The organism is Pseudomonas sp. SM4 (assembly GCF_051913165.1).
Classification (GTDB): Bacteria; Pseudomonadota; Gammaproteobacteria; order Pseudomonadales; family Pseudomonadaceae; genus Aquipseudomonas.
The window spans coordinates 142,404-163,231 of record NZ_JBODOE010000014.1 but is presented as its reverse complement, the minus strand read 5'-3'; the positions used below and the strand labels follow the sequence as shown (position 1 = coordinate 163,231).

At 61.2% G+C, this 20,828-nt stretch carries 17 protein-coding genes; 5 read left to right on the top strand and 12 right to left on the bottom strand.

Going from position 1 to position 20,828, the window contains the following annotated elements; genetic code table 11:
* Window positions 1-38: 38 nt before the first annotated feature.
* Window positions 39-1,028 carry a taurine ABC transporter substrate-binding protein gene (gene tauA, locus ACQ4MY_RS24070; protein ID WP_440096694.1) on the top strand — a complete coding sequence of 330 codons (990 nt, stop codon included), beginning with the start codon at window positions 39-41 and terminating at the stop codon, window positions 1,026-1,028.
* Between the two features lie 130 nt (window positions 1,029-1,158).
* Here tauA and argA read toward each other — a convergent pair whose 3' ends face one another.
* Together argA and argE are read right to left on the bottom strand one after the other, a co-directional pair.
* The gene (argA, locus tag ACQ4MY_RS24065) at window positions 1,159-2,460 is read right to left on the bottom strand and encodes an amino-acid N-acetyltransferase (protein WP_008085349.1); all 1,302 of its coding nucleotides are present in this window, start codon (window positions 2,458-2,460) and stop codon (window positions 1,159-1,161) included.
* Between the two features lie 254 nt (window positions 2,461-2,714).
* Window positions 2,715-3,860, bottom strand: a complete 1,146-nt coding sequence (gene argE, locus ACQ4MY_RS24060; protein WP_440096693.1) for an acetylornithine deacetylase — start codon at window positions 3,858-3,860, stop codon at window positions 2,715-2,717.
* Window positions 3,861-4,015: 155 nt separating this feature from the next.
* Here argE and ACQ4MY_RS24055 point away from each other — a divergent pair, with 155 nt between their 5' ends.
* Window positions 4,016-5,386: a CYTH domain-containing protein gene (locus ACQ4MY_RS24055; protein ID WP_440096692.1), complete on the top strand. Its 1,371-nt coding sequence runs from the start codon at window positions 4,016-4,018 to the stop codon at window positions 5,384-5,386.
* A gap of 88 nt (window positions 5,387-5,474) precedes the next feature.
* Here ACQ4MY_RS24055 and ACQ4MY_RS24050 read toward each other — a convergent pair whose 3' ends face one another.
* Window positions 5,475-5,945, bottom strand: coding sequence for an Lrp/AsnC family transcriptional regulator (locus ACQ4MY_RS24050; RefSeq protein ID WP_008081464.1), 471 nt, complete (start codon window positions 5,943-5,945; stop codon window positions 5,475-5,477).
* Between the two features lie 126 nt (window positions 5,946-6,071).
* Here ACQ4MY_RS24050 and ACQ4MY_RS24045 point away from each other — a divergent pair, with 126 nt between their 5' ends.
* The 3 genes from ACQ4MY_RS24045 (at window position 6,072) to ACQ4MY_RS24035 (ending at window position 8,674) form a co-directional block, all read left to right on the top strand.
* Complete coding sequence (locus ACQ4MY_RS24045) at window positions 6,072-6,410, top strand: hypothetical protein (RefSeq protein WP_440096690.1); 339 nt, start codon at window positions 6,072-6,074, stop codon at window positions 6,408-6,410.
* 92 nt (window positions 6,411-6,502) lie between these two features.
* A complete protein-coding gene (locus ACQ4MY_RS24040; protein WP_440096689.1) occupies window positions 6,503-8,287 on the top strand; it encodes a GspE/PulE family protein in 1,785 nt (594 codons plus the stop codon).
* Between the two features lie 66 nt (window positions 8,288-8,353).
* Window positions 8,354-8,674: a DUF2388 domain-containing protein gene (locus tag ACQ4MY_RS24035; RefSeq protein WP_171057234.1), complete on the top strand. Its 321-nt coding sequence runs from the start codon at window positions 8,354-8,356 to the stop codon at window positions 8,672-8,674.
* Between the two features lie 90 nt (window positions 8,675-8,764).
* Here ACQ4MY_RS24035 and gcvP read toward each other — a convergent pair whose 3' ends face one another.
* The 9 genes from gcvP to pepP all read right to left on the bottom strand — a co-directional run bounded on the left by gcvP (window position 8,765) and on the right by pepP (window position 20,817).
* Complete coding sequence (gene gcvP, locus ACQ4MY_RS24030; RefSeq protein WP_440096688.1) at window positions 8,765-11,638, bottom strand: aminomethyl-transferring glycine dehydrogenase; 2,874 nt, start codon at window positions 11,636-11,638, stop codon at window positions 8,765-8,767.
* A 205-nt stretch (window positions 11,639-11,843) separates the two neighbouring features.
* Complete coding sequence (gene gcvH, locus ACQ4MY_RS24025; RefSeq protein WP_008081459.1) at window positions 11,844-12,227, bottom strand: glycine cleavage system protein GcvH; 384 nt, start codon at window positions 12,225-12,227, stop codon at window positions 11,844-11,846.
* Between the two features lie 48 nt (window positions 12,228-12,275).
* The gene (gene gcvT / locus ACQ4MY_RS24020; protein ID WP_440096687.1) at window positions 12,276-13,358 is read right to left on the bottom strand and encodes a glycine cleavage system aminomethyltransferase GcvT; all 1,083 of its coding nucleotides are present in this window, start codon (window positions 13,356-13,358) and stop codon (window positions 12,276-12,278) included.
* Between the two features lie 155 nt (window positions 13,359-13,513).
* A complete protein-coding gene (locus ACQ4MY_RS24015; RefSeq protein ID WP_440096686.1) occupies window positions 13,514-15,130 on the bottom strand; it encodes an ABC transporter permease in 1,617 nt (538 codons plus the stop codon).
* A gap of 200 nt (window positions 15,131-15,330) precedes the next feature.
* Window positions 15,331-16,335: an extracellular solute-binding protein gene (locus ACQ4MY_RS24010; RefSeq protein WP_158832160.1), complete on the bottom strand. Its 1,005-nt coding sequence runs from the start codon at window positions 16,333-16,335 to the stop codon at window positions 15,331-15,333.
* Between the two features lie 258 nt (window positions 16,336-16,593).
* Window positions 16,594-17,811, bottom strand: a complete 1,218-nt coding sequence (locus tag ACQ4MY_RS24005; protein ID WP_400754282.1) for a 2-octaprenyl-3-methyl-6-methoxy-1,4-benzoquinol hydroxylase — start codon at window positions 17,809-17,811, stop codon at window positions 16,594-16,596.
* Window positions 17,812-17,820: 9 nt separating this feature from the next.
* Window positions 17,821-18,306 (bottom strand): DUF4442 domain-containing protein, encoded by a 486-nt coding sequence (locus ACQ4MY_RS24000; RefSeq protein WP_440096685.1) that lies wholly within the window; start codon window positions 18,304-18,306, stop codon window positions 17,821-17,823.
* Window positions 18,299-19,486 (bottom strand): 2-octaprenyl-6-methoxyphenyl hydroxylase, encoded by a 1,188-nt coding sequence (ubiH, locus tag ACQ4MY_RS23995; RefSeq protein WP_158832154.1) that lies wholly within the window; start codon window positions 19,484-19,486, stop codon window positions 18,299-18,301. The genes ACQ4MY_RS24000 and ubiH overlap by 8 nt, the downstream gene beginning before the upstream one ends.
* Window positions 19,483-20,817, bottom strand: a complete 1,335-nt coding sequence (gene pepP / locus ACQ4MY_RS23990) for a Xaa-Pro aminopeptidase (protein ID WP_440096684.1) — start codon at window positions 20,815-20,817, stop codon at window positions 19,483-19,485. Before pepP ends, ubiH begins: the two co-directional genes overlap by 4 nt.
* Window positions 20,818-20,828 lie beyond the last annotated feature (11 nt).

The window sequence follows — 20,828 nt, the reverse complement described above, 5'->3', positions numbered from 1 at the left end:
AACCCCGAATCGTCAAACCCTATCGAAAAGGCGACGCCATGATGGCCAAACGCGCACTATCTAGTCAATTTGTTACAGTTTGTGTATCAGCACTGATTTCTTTCTCCGCTCACGCTGGCAACCTCACCGTTGGCTATCAAACCGGTATCGACCCGAGCAAAGTCCCGCAGGCCGACGGCGTCTACGAGAAAACCATCGGTGAGAAAATCGACTGGCGCCGCTTCAATAGTGGCCCGGAAGTTGTGACAGCCATTGCTTCCGGGGACGTACAGATCGGCAACCTCGGCTCCAGCCCGCTGGCGGCAGCCGCTTCACGCAATCTGCCGATCGTCGCGTTCATCGTTTCAGCGCAGATCAATGCCGCCGAAGCACTGGTGGTGCGCAATGGCAGCGGTATCAATAGCCCGCAGGATCTGGTCGGCAAGACCATCGCCACGCCGTTCGTATCCACCTCGCACTACAGCCTGCTCGGTGCCCTGAAGCACTGGGGCCTGGACGCCTCGAAAGTCAAAGTGGTGAACCTGCAACCCGCAGAAATCGCGGCGGCGTGGAAGCGTGGCGATATCGATGGTGCGTTTGTCTGGTCGCCGGCACTGGGCGAAATCCGCAAGACCGGCAAGACGTTGACCGACGCTGCACAAGTCGGCCAGTGGGGCGCGCCGACGTTCGAAGTGTGGGTAGCGCGCAAGGACTTTGCCGAGAAGCACCCCGAGGTGGTCGCGAAATTCGCCAAGGTCACGCTCGACTCGTTCGCCGATTACGCCGCGCATAAAGACAGCTGGACGGCTGACTCGGTGCCGGTGCAGAAAATCGCCAAACTGACCGGTGCCAACGCCGCCGACGTGCCGGAATTGCTCGCAGGCTCGGCATTCCCGGACGCCAAGGCACAACAAACCACGGCGCTGCTGGACGGCGGCACGGCGAAGGCGATTGGCGAGACGGCGAAGTTTTTGAAGGAACAGGGCAAGGTTGAAACGGTGCTGCCGGACTACTCACCGTACGTGAGCGCGAAATTCATCACCGAGTAATTGATCGTTCCCACGCTCCGCGTGGGAATGCATCTCGGGACGCTCCGCGTCCCATCGAAAGCGAACGCGGAGCGTCCGTTGAGGCATTCCCACGCAGAGCGTGGGAACGATCGAATCCAGATGAACCGGGTCAGAGGGTTTTTTCGAAGATCTTTGAGTTGCGCTGATAGTTGTACAACGACGCCCGCGCCGCAGGCATGCGCTCGACGCTGCTTGGCTCGAAGCCACGTTCGCGGAACCAGTGCGCAGTCCGCGTAGTGAGGACGAACAAGGTTTTCAAACCCTGCGCCCGTGCTCGGGTTTCGATGCGCTCCAGCAATTCATCCCCACGACCGCCATGGCGATATTCCGGGTTCACCGCCAGGCACGCCAGTTCACCGGCATCCGAATCGGCAATCTGATACAGCGCCGCACAGGCGATGATCATGCCTTCGCGCTCAACCACGCTGAACTGCTCGATCTCGCGCTCCAGCACTTCGCGCGAACGCCGCACCAGAATCCCCTGCTCTTCCAGCGGGCTGATCAAGTCGAGCAAGCCGCCGACGTCTTCAATCGCCGCCTCGCGCACCAGTTCGAATTGCTCTTGCGCAACCAGCGTACCGCCACCGTCACGGGTGAACAGCTCGGTCAGCAGCGCGCCATCCTCGGCGTAACTGACGATATGGCTGCGCGCCACGCCGCCACGGCAGGCTTCGGCGGCGGCATCGAGCAGTTCTGCTTGATAGTTGCTGCTGCCCAGACGCTGCAAATGCGCCGGCACTTGCTGTGGACGCAGTTCGCGCACCAGTTTGCCGTTTTCGTCGATCAGACCGAGGTCGGCACCGAACAGCAGCAACTTGTCCGCGCCCAGGTCGATGGCGGCGCGGGTAGCGACGTCTTCGCAGGCGAGGTTGAAGATTTCACCGGTCGGCGAGTAACCCAGCGGCGACAGCAGCACGATCGAACGCTCATCGAGCAGACGATTGATACCCTTGCGGTCAACCCGGCGCACTTCGCCGGTGTGGTGATAATCGACACCTTCGAGCACGCCGATCGGCCGTGCAGTCACCAGATTGCCGCTGGCCACGCGCAAGCGCGAACCCTGCATCGGCGAGGACGCCATGTCCATCGACAGCCGCGCTTCGATAGCGATGCGCAACTGGCCGACCGCGTCGATTACACATTCCAGCGTTGCGGCATCAGTGATGCGCATGCCGTGGTGGTAATGCGGAGTCAGGCCGCGAGCGGCGAGGCGGGTTTCAATTTGCGGGCGCGAACCGTGTACCAGCACCAGACGCACGCCAAGGCTGTGCAACAAGACAAGGTCGTGGACAATGTTGCCGAAATTCGGATGCTCGACGCCGTCGCCGGGCAGCATGACGACGAAGGTGCAATCGCGATGGGCATTGATATAGGGAGACGCGTGACGAAGCCAGTTAACGTATTCGGGCATGAACCTGGGCCTGTAATAAATAGCAGCCGAAAAAAGGGGCGAAACGAAAAACGCACAGCGGGCTGATGGTTATCGTCGGAACAGGCTTGGCGACACGCGCGCTCTCCTCATGAATACGGGTTCAATCCCCACAAATTTAACGACTACCCCCCTGTAGGAGCTGCCGAAGGCTCGGGCCGCGATCGGACGATCTTTTGATCTTAAAACCAACATCAAAAGATCGCAGCCTGCGGCAGCTCCTACAAGGGAGGCGTTCAATTCTTCAGGCAGTAATGTTCAATCAGTTGCCGTAATAGATGCACCGTAGGCTGCAAACGTGACATTTCAAGGTACTCGCCGGGCTGATGCGCACAGGCAATGTCGCCAGGGCCGAGGACGATGGTTTCGCAACCGAGGCGCTGAAGATAAGGCGCTTCGGTGCCGAACGCCACTGCTTCGGCGCGGTGGCCGGTAAGCTTTTCGGCGATGCGCACCAGTTCGGCGTCTTCAGCCTGCTCGAACGACGGCACTTCCGGGAACAGTGGTTTGTAATCAATCTTCACCTGATGCCGCTCGGCCACCGGGTTGAGCTTGCGCAGAATTTCCGCGCGCAGCACCTTCGGGTCCATGCCCGGCAACGGCCGCAGGTCGAACTCCAGCGAGCACTGGCCGCAGATACGGTTGGGGTTGTCGCCGCCATGGATGCAACCGAAGTTCATCGTCGGTTGCGGCACGCTGAACTGCGGATTGTTGAATTCACGCTGCCACAACAGGCGCAGGCCGCGCAGTTCGCCGATCGCATCGTGCATCGCCTCAAGGGCGCTGTGGCCCAGGCGCGGATCCGACGAATGGCCGCTCTGCCCGAGGATATCGATGCGCTCCATCATGATGCCTTTGTGCATGCGGATCGGCTTGAGCCCGGTCGGCTCGCCGATCACCGCTGCGCGGCCCAATGGACGCCCGGCCTCGGCCAGAGCGCGGGCGCCGGACATCGAGCTTTCTTCATCGCAGGTGGCGAGGATCAACAACGGCTGCTTGAACGGCTGATCGAGCAGCGGCTGCACCGCTTCGATGATCAACGCGAAAAAGCCCTTCATGTCGCAACTGCCGAGGCCGACCCAGCGGCCATCGACTTCGGTGAGCTTCAGCGGATCGGTCTGCCACAACGCATCGTCGTACGGCACCGTGTCGCTGTGCCCGGCCAGCACCAGCCCGCCGGGGCCGCTGCCAAAACTGGCGAGCAGGTTGAACTTGCCGGGGCTGACCTGCTGGATGTCGCAGCTGAAACCCAGATCGCCCAGCCAGCCAGCGAGCAAATCGATCACCGCCCGGTTGGATTGATCGAGGCTCGGTTGGGTACAGCTGACCGATGGCGCGGCGATCAGCGCCGCGAACTGGTCTTGCATGGATGGCAAAGGCATCGCTGACTCCAACTCCCGAATTGAGGTCCATCATAGAACCATCCGGCGCTCGGAATAAACCGTCGCAGGGCGTAGGAAGTTTGAGTCCTGTACACTGCACGGCCTTGGCAGCCACATATTCCCCGGCTGCGCTCCCGATCCTGGATTTTCCGGCCATGCAGAAAGAAACCGAAATCAAACTCCGCGTCAGCCGCGAAACCCTCGCTGCCCTGCGCGAGCACCCGTTACTGAAAAAACGCAACAAAAGTGGCTGGGAACGCCGTGAGTTGATGAACCAGTACTTCGACACCCCCGAGCGCGATCTGGCTCAGGCCAAAGTCGCCCTGCGCCTGCGCAAGGACGGTGACGAAGTGATTCAGACCCTCAAGACCCGTGGCCAGAGCGTCGCCGGTTTGTCCGAGCGTAACGAATACGACTGGAAGTTGCCGAAAGCCAAGCTCGACGTGAAGAAACTCGACGGCGAATGCTGGCCCGAGTCGCTGGCCGAGCTGGACAAGAAAACCCTCAAGCCGATCTTCACCACCGATTTCGTCCGCGAGCGCGCCGAAATCGCCTGGGGCCGTGGCAAGACCAAAGTGGTTATCGAAGCTGCGCTGGATCTCGGTCACGTAGTGGTCGGCAAGCAGAAAGAAGAAATCTGCGAGCTGGAACTGGAACTGCGCGAAGGCGAGCCTGCCGCGCTGCTGGAACTGGCTGCCGAACTGGCCGAAACCCTCGCACTGATGCCGTGCGACATCAGCAAGGCTGAGCGCGGCTATCGTCTGTACGACGCCAACAGCTACTCGCTGAGCCTGCCGGCGCCGGAGCTGACCGCGGAGACCCAACTCGACGACGCGTTTGCCGCACTGAGCTGGCACTTGCTCGGCAGCAGCCAGCGTCTGGCGGAACAGTACCGTTTCAACGGCCACTGGCGCCTGCTGCTCGACTGGGTCGAGAACCTCGCCGAAATGCGCGCCCTGCTCAGCAGCCTCGGCCAGGCCGCACCGCGTCAGTCGACTCACGACTTGCGTGTTGCCCTGGATGCGTTGCTGGAAGACTGGCGTCCGCTGGTGCAAGCCGGTATCGAAGACGAAGACGTGCGCAAAGCCGCGCCGGAGCAGTTCCTCGAAGAACTCGAAGACCCACGCTGGGGTCTGTTCTCGCTGAACACTTCGCGCTGGTTGCTGGCCCGCACCTGGACCGCCGAGCGCAACGTGCGTGGCAATCGTCAGGGCGGCGCGCAGTTGCACAGCTGGTTGCCGCGCACCTTGGGCGAAGAAGCCACGGCTCTGCAATTGCAGCGTTATCAGCAGCAGCCGGAAGATCTGGCTGAGCAACTGCCGCGTATCGAACGCATTCAGGTCTGGCTGCACCACGCCCGCAACGTGCTGGACATCGCGGAAATGGATCGCCTCTACGGCGAGTTGAACAAATTGGCGCAACTTGCCAACGAACCGACGATCACTGACGAACTGCTCGATGCACGCAAGCAGCAGGCGATTGCGGTTTACCAGAATCGTGCGTGGAAAATGCTGCTGCGCATGTAACACCGCTAAAAGATCGCAGCCTTCGGCAGCTCCTACAGGGTGTACACCCGCCCCATGTAGGAGCTGCCGCAGGCTGCGATCTTTTGCTTTATCGCAAGACAGGCAAACTCGTGGTGGATTTGATCTCCGACAGCGCCACAATCGAATTCACTTCCTGTATCCCCGGCACCAGCGACAGTTTTTCGAAGAAGAACCGCTCATACGCCTCAATGTCCGCCGCGACAATGCGCAACAGAAAATCCACCGCGCCCATCAGCACATAACATTCCAGCACCTCAGGAAACTCCCGAATCGCCTCGGTGAATTCAGTGAAGTTCGAACGCCCGTGCGCGTTGAGTTTGATCTCGGCAAAGATTTGCGTGTTGAGGCCAATCTTCTTGCGATCAAGCAAGGTCACCTGGCCACGAATGATTCCCTCCTCTTTCATCCGCTGAATCCGCCGCCAGCACGGCGATTGCGACAGGCCGACCTGCTCGGCGATCTGCGCGCTAGACAGTGAAGCGTCCTCTTGCAGCAGGGCGAGAATCTTGCGGTCGTAGCCGTCCAGCTCGCTGTGCATAAAAAAACCTCTAATCTAATTCTTTGCGAATTGATTTAGTCGATCAATCGCCAATAACGCCGATCATAGCCAAGAAATGCCCGCAACCGAATGTAAAAATTCCTCCAGTTATTTTGGAGACCCACCATGCCGCATCTTGAAGCCGTGAACAGCGCCCCGCACCGCGCCGACGTCTGGAACGTCAGCAACGCCCATTGCCTGGCGCAATATCAAATCCTCGCCGAGGCCGAGCCGGATTTGCTGGTGCGGGTGCTGAATTTGTTCGCCCTGCAATTTCTCACGCCTGAGCAAGTCAACGTGCAGCGCATGGACGATCTGCTGTCGATCGAACTCGTCATGGGCGGCCTCAGTTGGCATCGCGCGCAAGTGATCGCGGAAAAACTTCGTAACCTGATCAGCGTCTGCTCGGTGGATCTGCAAAACGCCGACAGCGCTTGGGATGCACCTGCGCAAGCGGCCGGCTGACAAATCCGGCAACGGCTTCGTCGGGTAGTGGCCCAACAGTCTGCCGGGCCGCGACTATCCTTTTGCGCACTGTCGCTTAAAAGGAAGCCCGCATGTCCGTTCAACTCGCCACTCAGGACCGCTGGCTGGAGCTCAATGATGTATTGCGTGAACTGGTCGCCCAAGGCTTTATCGGCCAGGACGCGGCAGAACAGGCGCTGAATGCGCGCCGTCGCCACGCCGCGAATGGCCAGATGCATCCGCTGGAATTCATCGCCAGCCAGCAACTCGACGACCTCAGTCGCCCGGGCAAACACCTCGACCTGGAGAGCCTGACCCTGTGGCTGGCGCAACAGGCCGGCCAGCCGTATTTACGCATCGACCCGTTGAAGATCAACGTCGCCGCGATCACGCCGCTGATGTCTTACGCTTTTGCGCAACGGCACAAAATTCTCGCTGTGGCCGTCGACCGTGATGCGGTAACCGTGGCCAGCGCTCAGCCTTACGTCACCGGTTGGGAGGCTGACCTGACTCACGTGCTGAAGTTGCCGATCAAACGGGTAATGGCCAACCCGGCGGACATCCAGCGCTTCAGCGTCGAGTTCTTTCGACTGGCCAAATCGGTCAGCGGCGCCAGCAATGCTGACGCCCAGGGCGGCAACCTCGGCAATTTCGAACAACTGCTCAATCTCGGTGCCAGCGATCAGGAGCCGGACGCCAACGACGCGCACATCGTCAACATCGTCGACTGGCTGTTCCAGTACGCCTTCCAGCAGCGCGCCAGCGATATCCACATCGAACCGCGTCGCGAGCAAGGCACGGTGCGTTTTCGCATCGACGGCGTGCTGCACAACGTCTATCAATTCCCGCCGCAGGTGACCATGGCGATCGTCAGTCGCCTGAAAAGCCTCGGGCGGATGAACGTCGCCGAGAAGCGCAAACCGCAGGACGGCCGGGTCAAGACCAAGACCCCGGAGGGCGGCGAAGTCGAGCTGCGCCTGTCGACGCTGCCCACCGCGTTCGGCGAAAAAATGGTCATGCGGATTTTTGACCCGGAAGTGTTGCTCAAGGATTTCGATCAACTGGGCTTCAGCGCCGACGACCTGCGGCGCTGGCAAGACATGACCCGCCAGCCCAACGGCATCATTCTGGTCACCGGGCCGACTGGTTCGGGCAAGACCACCACGCTGTACACCACGCTGAAGAAACTGGCGACGCCGGAAGTGAACCTCTGCACCATCGAAGACCCGATCGAAATGGTCGAGCCGGCGTTCAACCAGATGCAGGTGCAGCACAACATCGACCTGAGCTTCGCCGCCGGGGTGCGTGCGCTGATGCGGCAAGACCCGGACATCATCATGATCGGCGAGATCCGCGATCTGGAAACCGCCGAAATGGCGATTCAGGCAGCGCTGACCGGGCACTTGGTGCTGTCGACCCTGCACACCAACGACGCGCCCAGCGCGATCAGTCGTCTGCTCGAACTCGGCGTGCCGCATTACTTGATCAAAGCCACCGTGCTCGGGGTCATGGCCCAGCGTCTGGTGCGCACTCTGTGCCCGCACTGCAAGGCGCCGCTGACGCTGGAGGAAGAAGACTGGCAAACCCTGACCCGCCCGTGGCAAGCGCCGCTGCCGGGCAATGCGCAGCGCGCGATCGGCTGCGTCGAATGTCGCGACACCGGTTATCACGGCCGCGCCGGGGTTTACGAAATCATGCAACTGAGCGACAGCCTCAAGGCGTTCATCACCCCGGACACCGATCTCGCGGCGATCCGCCGCCAGGCCTTCAAGGAAGGTATGCGCAGCTTGCGTCTGTCCGGCGCGCAGAAGGTTGCGGCAGGGCTGACAACCGTTGAGGAAGTGCTGCGGGTGACGCCACAGAGTGAGCTGAAATAGCCCCTCACGGAACTGGATCAGGGGATTGGCAATCCAACGCCGTAGTTAACCCCCAGGAGTCACCTCATCATGCGTCTCAAACTTGCTGTCGCCACCTTGGCCTTGCTGTCCCTTCCCGTTGGTTCGGCCATGGCGGACAGCTTTTGGCGTAACGTCATTTCGTCCGGTGCGACCACCGGTTCGACCTACCTGACCTTCAAGGATCACAAGCTGATCATCGCCGCGCAGGACGATGCCGGCAGCTTCGTTGCCAGTGACGGCGGGATTCGCGGGCCATACCTGGAAGCGGCCATGCAGAAAGTCCGCGCCGATAATCCGGGCCTGCAGGCGACTGATATGGAATTGGCCAATGCGATTCTGGCGAAGAACGCCGTGGCTTCCGAGTAACTCAAAAGCAAAAGATCGCAGCCTGCGGCAGCTCCTACATGTGAATGCGTTCCCATGTAGGAGCTGCCGCAGGCTGCGATCTTTTGATCTTCAGCGGTAATCGTCCACCGGGACGCAGGCGCAAAACAGGTTGCGGTCACCGTAAACGTTATCGACCCGATTCACCGCCGGCCAATATTTATGCGCCTTGGTGTGTGCATCCGGGGTGATGCCTTGTTCGATACTGTATGGCCGTTCCCACACGCCGGTGACATCAGCCAAGGTATGCGGCGCCCGATTCAGGGGGTTGTCCTCGGCCGGCCAATTGCCCTTCTGCACCTCGGTGATTTCCGCACGAATGCTCAACATTGCGCCGATAAACCGATCCAGCTCAGCCTTCGACTCGCTCTCGGTCGGCTCGACCATCAAGGTCCCCGGCACCGGGAATGACATGGTCGGCGCATGGAAACCGTAATCCATCAGACGTTTGGCAACGTCCTCTTCGCTGATCCCGGTCTGCGCCTTCAGCGGCCGTAAATCAAGAATGCATTCGTGCGCCACCCGCCCGTTGCGCCCGGTGTACAGCACGGGAAACGCGCCGGATAAATGCTGTGCCAGATAATTTGCCGCAAGAATCGCCACTTCACTGGCGTCCGCCAGTTGCGGGCCCATCATGGCGATGTACATCCAACTGATCGGCAGAATGCTCGCGCTGCCCCACGGCGCCGCACTGACCGCGCCGTTCTGCGCCAGCGGCCCGTCGATCGGCACCACCGGGTGATTGGCAACGAACGGCGCCAGATGCGCACGAATGCCGATCGGCCCCATGCCAGGCCCGCCGCCACCATGGGGAATGCAAAAGGTTTTGTGCAAATTCATGTGGGACACGTCGGCGCCAATGTCCGCCGGCCGCGCCAGCCCGACCTGCGCATTGAGGTTGGCGCCGTCCATGTACACCTGACCGCCGTGCCGGTGGATCACTTCGCAGATCTCGCTGATGCCCTCCTCGTACACGCCATGGGTCGACGGATAGGTCGCCATCAGACAGGACAACTTATCCCCAGCCTCCGCCGCTTTCGACTTCAGATCCTCCAGATCAACGTTACCCGCTTCGTCGCATTCGACGATGACCACACGCATCCCGGCCATCTGCGCCGATGCCGGGTTGGTACCGTGAGCCGAGGATGGAATCAGGCAAATATCCCGCGCACCCTGCTGCCGGCTCTCATGATATTTACGAATCGCCAGCAACCCCGCGTATTCACCCTGCGCACCGGAATTGGGCTGCATGCAGATCGCATCGAAGCCGGTGATCGCACATAACCAGCGTTCCAGCTCTTCGATCATCAGCGTGTAACCGACGGCCTGCTCGCGCGGCACGAACGGATGCAGGTTGGCGAACTGCGGCCAGGTAATCGGGATCATCTCGCTGGTGGCATTGAGTTTCATGGTGCAGGAGCCCAGCGGGATCATCGACTGATTGAGCGCCAGATCCTTGTTCTCCAGTCGCTTGAGATAGCGCAGCATCTCGGTTTCGCTGTGATGCGCGTTGAACACCGGATGGCGCAGGTACGGCGTTGTGCGCTGAAGGTTGTCGGGGATGCCTGAGGTCAGTGCCTCGGCGTCAAGATCGTCGATGGTCAAGCCGTGATCAGCTCCGAGCAATACATCGAACAGTTTGGCGACGGTATTTTCATCGCACGTTTCATCAAGGCTCAGCCCTACCCGGCCACGGCCGAGAATCCTCAGGTTGATCTGCGCAGCCTGTGCGCTTTCGATGATTGCGGTTTGTGCGCCACCGACGTCCAGCGTCAACGTGTCGAAAAATTGCGCGTTGAGGCGTTTCAGCCCATGCCGCTCAAGGCCCGCCGCCAGAATGCAGGTCAACCGATGCGTGCGCTGAGCGATGCGCCTCAAGCCTTCCGGACCGTGATAGACCGCATAGAAACTGGCGATATTGGCCAACAATACTTGCGCGGTGCAGATGTTCGAATTGGCCTTTTCGCGGCGAATATGTTGCTCGCGGGTTTGCAACGCCATGCGCAGCGCCACGTTGCCGCGAGCGTCCTTCGACACACCGATGATCCGCCCGGGAATCGCCCGTTTGTATTCCTCGCGGCTGGCGAAAAATGCCGCGTGCGGGCCGCCGTAACCCATCGGCACGCCAAAACGCTGAGACGAGCCGAACACCACATCAGCGCCCAGTTCGCCCGGTGGCGTCAGCAACAGCAGACTCAACAAATCCGTCGCGACGCAGGCCAGCGCCTGTTGCGCATGCAGATGATCGATCAATGGCCGCAGATCGCGAATCTCGCCATGGGTGTCGGGATACTGCAGCAGCGCGCCGAACACCTGGTGCTGTTTCAAGTTATCCACAGCGTCGACGATCACCTCGAAGCCAAACCCTTCGGCGCGGGTCTGCACCACGGAAATGGTTTGCGGGTGACAGTTCTCATCGACGAAAAACAGATTGCTCTTCGACTTCGCCACACGCTTGGCCAAGGCCATGGCTTCCGCCGCTGCCGTCGCTTCATCGAGCAGCGAGGCGTTGGCCAATTCGAGGCCGGTGAGGTCGATGGTCAGTTGCTGGAAATTCAGCAGCGCTTCGAGCCGGCCCTGGGCGATCTCCGGTTGATACGGCGTGTAGGCGGTGTACCAACCGGGATTTTCCAGCACATTGCGCAGGATAACCGTCGGCGTCAGGGTGCCGTGGTAGCCCATGCCGATCAGGCTGGTCCAGACCTGGTTCTGCTCGGCATAACCGCGCAGTCTGGCCAGCGCCGCTTGTTCATCCAGCGCCGGAGGCAGATCCAGTGCGCGATTGAAGCGAATGCCCGGCGGCACGGTCTGTTCGATCAGTTCGGCGCGGCTGCCGAGGCCGAGGCTGTCGAGCATCGCCTGTTGCTCGGCGGCATCCGGGCCGAGGTGGCGGCGCAGGAAGGCATCGGGATCGCGTAACTGGCTCAGGGACGGCAACTGGGACATGACGGGCTCTCTCTTGGCTGGCGCTCGGCGTCAATGCAACACGGTCAAACCAGCATAGCAGTGCCCTTGAAGATCAAAAGATCGCAGCCTGCGGCAGCTCCTACATTGGAAACGCATCTCCCTGTAGGAGCTGCCGCAGGCTGCGATCTTTTGATCCTGAAAAAAAAGCCCCGACAAGTCGGGGCTTTGGGGTGTCGCAGGCAACTTACTCGCCGATGGCAGCCTTGTAAGCAGCAGCGTCGAGCAGCTTGTCCAGCTCAGCCTTGTCGCTTGGCTTGAGCTTGAAGATCCAGGCACCGTACGGGTCGGAGTTCAACAGCTCCGGGGAGCCGCTCAGCTCTTCGTTGATTGCGATGACTTCACCGCTGATCGGCGAATAGATGTCGGAGGCGGCTTTCACCGATTCAACGACGCCAGCCTGATCTTCAGCGGCGAAGACTTTGCCCACTTCGGTCAGCTCGACGAACACCACATCGCCCAGCGCTTCCTGCGCGTGATCGCTGATGCCCACGGTGACGGTGCCGTCAGCTTCCAGACGTGCCCATTCATGACTTTCGGCAAAACGCAGTTCAGCGGGGATATTGCTCATCTTCGGTGTCCTCGGAATTGGGTCAGCGGTCATGCCCGCCAAAAAAGGTTAGATCAAAGTTTTGCCATGGCGTACGAAGGTCGGTTTGACCACCCGTACCGGGTACCACTTGCCACGGATTTCCACTTCGGCGCGGTCGGCAGTGGCCATCGGAACACGCGCCAGGGCAATCGATTTGCTTAGCGTAGGGGAGAAACTACCACTGGTGATCTCTCCTTCGCCAACATCGGCGATACGAACCACTTGATGAGCACGCAAAACACCACGTTCTTCCAGCACCAGGCCGACCAGTTTATGCGCAACGCCAGCGGCTTTTTCCGCCTCCAGCGCGGCGCGGCCGATGAACTGGCGCGAGGCCGGCTCCCAGGCAATGCTCCAGGCCATGTTCGAGGCCAGCGGGGATACGTCCTGATGAATGTCCTGACCGTAGAGGTTCATCCCGGCTTCAACCCGCAGGGTGTCGCGGGCACCGAGGCCGATCGGGGAAATGCCGGCACCGACCAGGTCGTTGAAGAAACCCGGCGCCTGATTGGCTGGCAGGCAGATTTCCAGGCCATCTTCACCGGTGTAACCGGTGCGGGCGATGAACCAGTCGCCGTCGGTGTAGCCTTCAAAGGGTTTCAGGTGCTGGATCAGCGTGGCGCGTGACTGGGTCACCAGTTCGGCAATCTTCTGCCGGGCCTGCGGGCCCTGAATAGCGAGCATCGCCAGCTCGGAGCGCTCGTGCAGTTGCACGTCGTAATCGCCGAGCTGCGCGTTCATCCAGGCCAGATCCTGATCGCGGGTGGAGGCGTTGAACACCAGACGATACGCATCGTCGAGGCGGTAGACGATCATGTCGTCAACGATGCCGCCGCGCTCGTTGAGCATGGTGCTGTACAACGCACGGCCGGGGCGGTGCAGGCGCTCGACGTCATTGGCCAGCAAATGCTGCAGCCAGGCCTTGGCCTGGGGGCCGGTGACATCGATCACGGTCATGTGGGATACATCGAACACCCCGCAATCGCGGCGCACCTCGTGGTGTTCCTCGACCTGCGAGCCGTAATGCAGTGGCATGTCCCAACCGCCAAAATCGACCATCTTCGCGCCGAGGGCGAGATGCAGGTCATACAGAGGCGTACGCTGTCCCATGGGTTTCTCCTTCCGGGCGTGGCGAAGGTGCGGACCGCCGCTGCACGGACGAAAGCCTTGAAATATAAGGCTCTCAGCCGATTCCAGCGAACGGGTCTGTCAGACGAACCGTACCGAATGCCGCGCATTGTAGCCGCATGATTGAGGACTGACGACTAAGTGTTTCGGTGCGCCGAGCGGCGGATCAGACCAATGACCGGCAACAGTCCGACCAGAACCAGGGTCAGCGCCGGCAACGACGCCCGCGCCCATTCGCCTTCGCTGGTCATTTCAAAGATCCGCACCGCCAGCGTGTCCCAGCCAAACGGGCGCATCAGCAGGGTCGCGGGCATTTCCTTGAGCACATCGACGAACACCAGCAACGCCGCACTCAATGTGCCGGGCAACAAAAGTGGCAGATATACTTTGAAAAACAGTCGCGGCCCACTGACACCGAGGCTACGTGCCGCTTCGGGCAAAGACGGCCGTATACGCGCCAGACTGTTTTCCAGCGGGCCGTAAGCGACTGCGATAAAGCGCACCAGATACGCCATCAACAATGCTGCCAGACTGCCAAGCAGCAACGGTTTACCGGCGCCACCGAGCCAGCCGGAAAGCGGAATCACCAGCTCGCGATCCAGATAACTGAACGCCAGCATGATCGACACCGCCAGCACCGAACCCGGCAAGGCGTAACCGAGATTGGCCAGACCAACGCCGGAGTTGATCGCCGGCGTCGGCGCCAATCGCCGGGCGAAGGCCAGCAGCAACGCAACGCTGACGGTGATCAACGCGGCCATGCCACCTAGATAGAGGGTGTGCAGGATCAGCCCGGCGTAGCGCTCATCCAGATCGAAACGCCCGCGCTGCCAGAACCAGACGATCAGTTGCAGCATTGGAATCACGAAGGCGCAGGCGAAGACCAGTCCGCACCAGCTCATCGCCGCAAGCGCCTTGAATCCGCGCAAGTGATACAGCGCTTTCACCCGAGGCCGCTCGTTGCTCGCGCGGTTGGCGCCGCGCGCGCGACGTTCGCCGTACAGCACCAGCATCACCACCAGCAGCAACAGACTCGCCAGTTGCGCTGCGCTCGACAGGCTGAAGAAGCCGTACCAGGTTTTGTAGATCGCCGTGGTGAAGGTGTCGAAGTTGAACACCGACACCGCACCGAAATCGGCGAGGGTTTCCATCAACGCCAGCGCCACGCCGGCACCGATCGCCGGGCGCGCCATCGGCAACGCCACCCGCCAGAAGGCCTGCCACGGTGATTGGCCGAGCACCCGCGCCGCTTCCATCAGGCCTTTGCCCTGCGCGAGAAACGCGGTGCGGGCCAGCAGGTAAACGTATGGATAGAAGACCAGCACCAACACGATGATCACCCCGCCGGTGGAGCGCACTCGCGGCAGGCGCAGGCCTGTGCCGAACCATTCGCGCAGCAGGGTTTGCACGGGGCCGGCGAAGTCGAGCAGGCCGACGAAGACGAAGGCCAGCACGTACGCGGGAATGGCGAAGGGCAGCATCAGCGCCCAGTCGAGCCAGCGCCGCCCGGGGAATTCGCAGAGGCTGGTGAGCCACGCCAGGCTGACGCCGAGCAGGGTCACGCCGACACCGACGCCGAGTACCAGCGTCAGGGTGTTGCCGAGCAGGCGTGGCATCTGGGTTTGCCACAGGTGCGACCAGATTTGTTGGTCGATGGTCTGCCAGGACAGCAGCAGAACGCTCAGGGGCAGCAGCACCAGCGCGGCGATGGTGAAGACGATGGGGTACCAGCGGCGTTGGGCGGGGTGGGCCAAGAGGTTCTCTAATAAATCGTGGGGCGACGCAAGAGTAATGCCGGCCCCATATTGTGGCGAGGGGATTTATCCCCGATCGGATGCGCAGCATTCGTAAAAGCTACGCACGCGGTGAATCAGAAAGCCTTCATCAAGGGCATTGGGGGTGCTTCGCACCCCATCGGGGATAAATCCCCTCGCCACAGAATATAACCCAGGCGTTAGTTCCAACCCGCGCGATCCATCATCCGGATCGCCTCAGCCTGACGCTTGCCCGCCACTTCCACCGGCAAGGTGTCGGCAACAAACTTGCCCCACGCCGCCACTTCTTCCGAAGGCGCCACCGCCGGGTTGGCCGGGAACTCTTGGTTCACGTCGGCAAAAATCTTCTGCGCTTCCGGCGTGGTCATCCACTCAACCAAAGCCTTGGCGGCTTCCGGGTGCGGCGCATGTTTGGTCAGGCCGATGCCCGACAGGTTCACATGCACGCCGCGATCCGCCTGATTAGGCCAGAACAGTTTCACCGGCAGCTCCGGCTTCTGCTTGTGCAGGCGACCGTAGTAGTAAGTGTTGACGATGCCGACGTCACACTGGCCGGCATTGATTGCCTCCAGCACTGCAACGTCATCGGAGAACACGTCGGTGGACAGGTTATTCACCCAGCCCTTGAGGATTTCCTCAGTCTTCGCCGCGCCGTGAACTTCGATCATGGTCGCGGTCAGCGACTGGTTGTAGACCTTCTTCGCCGTGCGCAGGCACAGGCGCCCTTCCCAGTTCTTGTCGGCCAGTGCTTCATAAGTCGTCAGTTCGCCCGGCTTCACCCGTTCGGTGGAGTAAGCGATGGTGCGTGCGCGCAGGCTCAGGCCCGTCCAGGCGTGAGTGGACGAGCGATATTGCAGGGGAATGTTGGCGTCGATGGTTTTCGAGGTGAACGGCTGGAGAATGCCCATCTGCTCGGCCTGCCAGAGGTTGCCGGCATCAACGGTGAGCAGCAGGTCGGCGGTGGCGTTTTCACCTTCGGCCTTGATGCGCTGCATCAACGGCGCTTCCTTGTCGGTGATGAACTTGATCTTCACCCCGGTCTTGGCGGTGTAGGCATCGAAGACCGGTTTGATCAGCTCATCGATGCGCGACGAGTAAACCACCACCTCATCAGCGGCCTGGGCCGTGGTGCTACCGATCAGGGTCAGGGCCAGTGCGGTCAGAAGACGCTTGGGTGCCAACATGGGAGTGGTCTCTCGGTCGGAAAATGTGGGCCAAATGATAAGGACTCACATTTACCACCTCAATCGAACTCTTTTTGAAGGAGTTACCAGATGTTGCATGATTGACCACCCCACTGTAGGAGCTGCCGCAGGCTGCGATCTTTTGATGTTGTTTTTAAGATCAAAAGATCGCAGCCTTCGGCAGCTCCTACAGGGGAACGCATTCCAACTGTAGGAGTGAGCCTGCTCGCGATGAGGCCATAAGCCCCAACGAAGATTTCAGGGCTTGGCGAGCGCCGGAAGATCACCCGTCAACCCCAGCGCTTCGCGCACAAACAGCGCCTTAGCCTCGGGCATCTGCTCCACCAGCTTCAACCCGGCATTGCGCAACCAACGCACCGGCAAACGATCCGCCTGAAACAACCGCTCAAACCCTTCCATCGCCGCCATCAGCGCAAGGTTATGCGGCATGCGCCGGCGCTCGTAGCGGCTCAGCACCTTCACATCCGCCAGACGCTCACCACGCTCGGCCGCCTGCAACAACACTTCCGCCAGCACCGCCGCATCGAGGAAACCAAGGTTCACACCCTGCCCCGCCAACGGGTGAATGGTGTGCGCCGCATCGCCGATCAACGCCAGGCCTTCAGCCACATAACGCTTGGCATGGCGCTGACGCAGCGGCACGCACAATCGCGGATCAGCACTGATCACTTCGCCCAGACGCCCTTCAAAGGCGCGCTCCAGCTCACGGCAAAAATCCGCTTCATCCAGCGCCATCAAGCGCTCGGCTTCGCTCGGCGTGGTCGACCAGACGATCGAACACCAATCCTGCTGCCCGTCACGCTCCAGCGGCAAAAACGCCAGCGGCCCGTGATCGGTAAAACGCTGCCACGCGGTCGACTGGTGCGGCTGGCTGCTGCGCACGCTGGTGACGATGGCGTGATGCATGTAATCCCATTCACGAGTGGCCATCCCGGTGAGACGACGAACCGCCGAGTTGGCGCCGTCAGCGGCAATCACCAGCGGCGCGCGTAACTGACGACCATCGGCCAGCGTCAGCAGCCAGTCATCACCGGAACGACGCATCTGTTCCAGTCGCGCATTGGCCAACATACCCAGATCGCAATCGTGCAAACGGTCGAGCAAGGCGTCCTGCACCACGCGGTTTTCGACGATATGCCCGAGCACCTCGGCGTGTACGCTGCTCGCCGAGAAATGAATCTGCCCGGTGCCGCTGCCGTCCCACACGTGCATGTCGGTGTAAGGGCTGCTGCGCCGTGCGGCGATGCCGTCCCAGACGCCGAGGCGTTCGAGGATTCGCTGGCTCGCGGCGGACAACGCGCTCACTCGCGGTTCAAACGCGGCTTCGGCGTCGAACGGTTTGACGCTCAGCGGGCTGCCGTCGAGCAGCAGCACTTCCAGCCCGCTGTCCTGCAACGCCAACGCCAGGGCGCTGCCGACCATTCCGGCTCCGACAATCAGCAGATCTGCGCGCATGTCCATGCTTTAAGCCTGTCTCGCTTGCGGCTTGAGCCGCACGTAAAGGGTTTTACCGACCCGCGCGACAAGGTTGCCGGCGCCGTCATGAATGTCGACCTGCAACTGCGGCAGGTATTTTTCGCCATTGGCGGTCTGCCGGCGGATCTCGCCGAGCAAGGTCTCGTCGATGCTGAACCGGGCGAACACCCGGCCTTTGCCCGGCGCGATGAAATCGATGTCGGCAGCCTTGTCCCAGACGATGTACTTCGAGCCGAGGTTTTCCATAAGCATCAGCATGAAAAACGGATCGACCATCGAGTACAGACTGCCACCGAACTGGGTGCCGACATAATTGCGGTTGTACCAGCCAAGGCCCATCGACACCTGGACGTCGCGGAAGTCATCGCTGATATGGCGAACGCGCACGCCAGCGCCGAGGTACGGCGGGTAAAAGGTCATTACCCAGCGCATCAACCGCGCCTTGCCAAATTTATTCGTCAACCACTTAAGCATCCGGACGCGTCCCCAACCCCATGGCCTGACGCGCAAACCAGCGCTTGGCCGGTGGCAACAGATCGAGACCGAGCAAGCCGATGTTGCGCCCCAGCGAAACCAGCGGCTGCGTGCTGCCAAACAAGCGCGTGACCTGATCGGAGAAGCCCACGGTGAGGTCCTGATCGAGACGCTGACGCTCGCGATACGCCTGCAACGTGGCGAAATCGCCCAGCGGTTTATCGCTGGCCAGCAGTGCAGCGGCCAAGGCATCGGCATCGCGCAGTGACAGGTTGAAACCCTGCCCGGCAATCGGGTGCAGACTGTGCGCCGCATTGCCGAGCACGGCCAGATGCGAGCGCACTTGCTCTTCGGCCTCGACCAGCGTCAGCGGATACAAATGCCGCGCGCCGACCTGTTTCAACGTGCCGAGGCGATAACCGAACACGCCCTGCAGTTCGCTGAGGAAATCACGCTCGCTCAAATCGGCCAAGCGCTGCGCATCCATGCCCAGACGCGTCCAGACCAAAGCGCAGCGGTTGTCCGGCAGCGGCAGCAGCGCCATCGGCCCTTCGTCGGTGAAGCGCTCAAAAGCCATGCCGTTGTGCGCTTCGCTCGGAGTGATGTTGGCGATCAGCGCGCTCTGGTTGTACGGACGCTTGCGCACGTTGATGCCCAACTGTTCGCGCAGCCCGGAGCGACCGCCATCGGCGAGCACCGCGAGGTCGCATTCCAGCGTGGTTTCATCGTTAAGGGTCAGGCGATAACCGTCAGGCAGCGGTTCCATGCGCGTGACTTCTGCCGGGCAACGCCAGCTGATCACGTCCTTATCGACGTGCTGCCACAGGCACTGGCCGAGCCAGGCGTTTTCCACCACATAACCGAGTGCCGGCACGCCCTCTTCCATCGCCGACAAACGGGCGGTGGAGAAGCGGCCACGGTCGGAGACGTGAATCTGTTTGATCGGCTCGGCGCGGCGGGAGATTTCCTGCCACACGCCCAAGCGTTGATAAATCTGCCGCGAGCCGAAAGACAGCGCCGACGAACGTGCGTCGTAGCTTGGCTGCCAACTGTCGCCGGGGGCGAACGGCTCGATCAGCACGATCTTCCAGCCGCGCGCCTTGGCCCCGGCTTGCAAGGCCAACGCCAGACTGGCGCCGACCAGACCGCCACCGATGATTGCCAGATTGACTCGACTCATGCCGCGTGTGTCCTTGCTTGTGCCATCAGCGCTTCGATGTCGGCGACGCTTTTCGGTACGCCGGTGGTGAGGATTTCACAGCCAGTCTTGGTTACGACCACGTCGTCCTCGATGCGCACGCCAATGCCGCGCCATTTCTTCGCGACGTTTTGATTGTCCGGGGCGATGTAGATGCCCGGCTCTACGGTCAGCGCCATGCCGACTTCCAGCACGCGCCATTCGCCGCCGACCTTGTACTCGCCGACGTCGTGAACATCCATGCCCAGCCAATGGCCGGCGCGGTGCATGTAAAACGCTTTGTAGGCTTCGCTGGCGATTAACTCGTCAACCTCGCCTTGCAGCAATCCGAGTTTCACCAGCCCCGTGGTGATCACCCGAACCGTGGCTTCGTGCGCCTGATTCCAGTGCTTGTTCGGGGCGATTTCGGCGAATGCGGCTTCCTGCGAGGCCAGCACCAACTCGTAGATCGCTTTCTGCTCAGGCGAAAACTTGCCGTTGACCGGCCAGGTACGGGTGATATCGCTGGCGTAGCAGTCGATCTCGCAACCGGCGTCGATCAACACCAGATCGCCGTCCTTGAGCAACGCGTCATTCTGTTGGTAATGCAGGATGCAGCTGTTGCGTCCGGCGGCGACGATCGAACCATAAGCGGGCATTTTCGCCCCGCCCTTGCGGAATTCGTAGTCGAGTTCGGCTTCGAGGCTGTACTCGTAGAGCCCGGCCCGACTGGCCTGCATCGCGCGGATGTGGGCTTGCGCCGAGATCCGTGCGGCTTCGCGCATGACCTTCACTTCTGCCGCCGATTTATACAGGCGCATGTCGTGCAGCAGATGATCCAGCGCAACGAATTCGTTCGGCGGCTGGGCGCCAAGGTGCGCCTTGGAGCGGATGACGTTGATCCAGTCCATCAAGTGACGGTCGAATTCGGGGTTGCTGCCCATCGCCGAATACACCCGGTCGCGGCCTTCGATCAGGCCCGGGAGGATGTCGTCGATGTCGGTGATCGGGAAAGCGTCGTCGGCACCGAAGTCGCGGATCGCGCCTTCCTGCCCTGCGCGCAGGCCGTCCCACAATTCGCGTTCGGCGTTGCGTTCACGGCAGAACAGCAGGTACTCGCCGTGCTCGCGGCCGGGCATCAGGACGATGACAGCTTGCGGCTCGGGAAATCCGCTGAGGTACTGGAAGTCGCTGTCCTGACGGTAGACGTGCTCGACGTCGCGGTTGCGAATCGCCACCGCCGCGGCGGGCAGGATCGCGATGCTGTTGGGTTCCATCTGCGCCATCAGGGCCTTGCGGCGACGGCTGTATTCCGCTTTGGGGATATGGGTCATGGGCAGATGGC

Coding starts and splice junctions, on each gene's coding strand:
- ACQ4MY_RS24010 (WP_158832160.1), bottom strand. CDS start 16,335: ATGTTGGCACCCAAGCGTCTTCTGACCGCACTGGCCCTGACCCTGATC.
- ACQ4MY_RS24055 (WP_440096692.1), top strand. CDS start 4,016: ATGCAGAAAGAAACCGAAATCAAACTCCGCGTCAGCCGCGAAACCCTC.
- argE (WP_440096693.1), bottom strand. CDS start 3,860: ATGCCTTTGCCATCCATGCAAGACCAGTTCGCGGCGCTGATCGCCGCG.
- gcvP (WP_440096688.1), bottom strand. CDS start 11,638: ATGTCCCAGTTGCCGTCCCTGAGCCAGTTACGCGATCCCGATGCCTTC.
- ACQ4MY_RS24000 (WP_440096685.1), bottom strand. CDS start 18,306: ATGCTTAAGTGGTTGACGAATAAATTTGGCAAGGCGCGGTTGATGCGC.
- ACQ4MY_RS24040 (WP_440096689.1), top strand. CDS start 6,503: ATGTCCGTTCAACTCGCCACTCAGGACCGCTGGCTGGAGCTCAATGAT.
- ubiH (WP_158832154.1), bottom strand. CDS start 19,486: ATGAGTCGAGTCAATCTGGCAATCATCGGTGGCGGTCTGGTCGGCGCC.
- argA (WP_008085349.1), bottom strand. CDS start 2,460: ATGCCCGAATACGTTAACTGGCTTCGTCACGCGTCTCCCTATATCAAT.
- ACQ4MY_RS24050 (WP_008081464.1), bottom strand. CDS start 5,945: ATGCACAGCGAGCTGGACGGCTACGACCGCAAGATTCTCGCCCTGCTG.
- ACQ4MY_RS24045 (WP_440096690.1), top strand. CDS start 6,072: ATGCCGCATCTTGAAGCCGTGAACAGCGCCCCGCACCGCGCCGACGTC.
- gcvT (WP_440096687.1), bottom strand. CDS start 13,358: ATGGGACAGCGTACGCCTCTGTATGACCTGCATCTCGCCCTCGGCGCG.
- ACQ4MY_RS24005 (WP_400754282.1), bottom strand. CDS start 17,811: ATGCGCGCAGATCTGCTGATTGTCGGAGCCGGAATGGTCGGCAGCGCC.
- gcvH (WP_008081459.1), bottom strand. CDS start 12,227: ATGAGCAATATCCCCGCTGAACTGCGTTTTGCCGAAAGTCATGAATGG.
- tauA (WP_440096694.1), top strand. CDS start 39: ATGATGGCCAAACGCGCACTATCTAGTCAATTTGTTACAGTTTGTGTA.
- pepP (WP_440096684.1), bottom strand. CDS start 20,817: ATGACCCATATCCCCAAAGCGGAATACAGCCGTCGCCGCAAGGCCCTG.